General features: G+C 53.7%; 1 rRNA gene. It reads left to right on the plus strand.

The features are described 5' to 3' along the window. Positions 1 to 1243 (plus strand): 23S ribosomal RNA (locus GDZ68_RS17875); the annotation flags it as partial.

Here is a 1243-nt window from a genome sequence, read left to right on the forward strand (position 1 = left end):
GTATCTGTTAAGTGGAAAAGGATGTGGCGTTGCCCAGACAACCAGGATGTTGGCTTAGAAGCAGCCATCATTTAAAGAGTGCGTAATAGCTCACTGGTCGAGTGGCGCTGCGCCGAAAATGTACCGGGGCTAAACAGATCACCGAAACTGTGGATTGATCTTCGGATCAATGGTAGGAGAGCGTTCCAAGGGCGTCGAAGCTAGACCGGAAGGACTGGTGGAGCGCTTGGAAGTGAGAATGCCGGTATGAGTAGCGAAAGAAGGGTGAGAATCCCTTCCACCGAATGCCCAAGGTTTCCTGAGGAAGGCTCGTCCGCTCAGGGTTAGTCAGGACCTAAGTCGAGGCCGATAGGCGTAGACGATGGACAACAGGTTGATATTCCTGTACCACCTCCCCGCCGTTTGAGTAATGGGGGGACGCAGTAGGATAGGGTGAGCACACAGTTGGTTGTGTGTCTAAGCAGTGAGGTGGAAAACGAGGCAAATCCCGTTTTCATATAACACTGGGCTGTGATGGCAAGGAGAATTGTCTCCGGAGTCCCTGATTTCACACTGCCAAGAAAAGCCTCTAGCGAGGCGGGAGGTGCCTGTACCGCAAACCGACACAGGTAGGCGAGGAGAGAATCCTAAGGTGATCGAGAGAACTCTCGTTAAGGAACTCGGCAAAATGACCCCGTAACTTCGGGAGAAGGGGTGCTCTGGTAGGGTGAATAGCCCGAGAGAGCCGCAGTGAATAGGCCCAGGCGACTGTTTAGCAAAAACACAGGTCTCTGCAAAATCGTAAGATGACGTATAGGGGCTGACGCCTGCCCGGTGCTGGAAGGTTAAGAGGAGGGGTTAGCGCAAGCGAAGCTCTGAATTGAAGCCCCAGTAAACGGCGGCCGTAACTATAACGGTCCTAAGGTAGCGAAATTCCTTGTCGGGTAAGTTCCGACCCGCACGAAAGGCGTAACGATCTGGGCACTGTCTCAACGAGAGACTCGGTGAAATTATAATATGCGTGAAGATGCGCATTACCCGCGACAGGACGGAAAGACCCCGTGGAGCTTTACTGTAGCCTGATATTGAATTCCGGTGCAGCCTGTACAGGATAGGTAGGAGCCTTGGATTCCGGAGCGCCAGCTTCGGAGGAGGCATTGGTGGGATACTACCCTGGCTGTATTGGACTTCTAACCCTTGCCCGTGATCCGGGCAGGAGACAGTGTCAGGTGGGCAGTTTGACTGGGGCGGTCGCCTCCTAAAG

Source organism: Sporosarcina cascadiensis (assembly GCF_009650995.1).
Lineage (GTDB): Bacteria > Bacillota > Bacilli > Bacillales_A > Planococcaceae > Sporosarcina > Sporosarcina cascadiensis.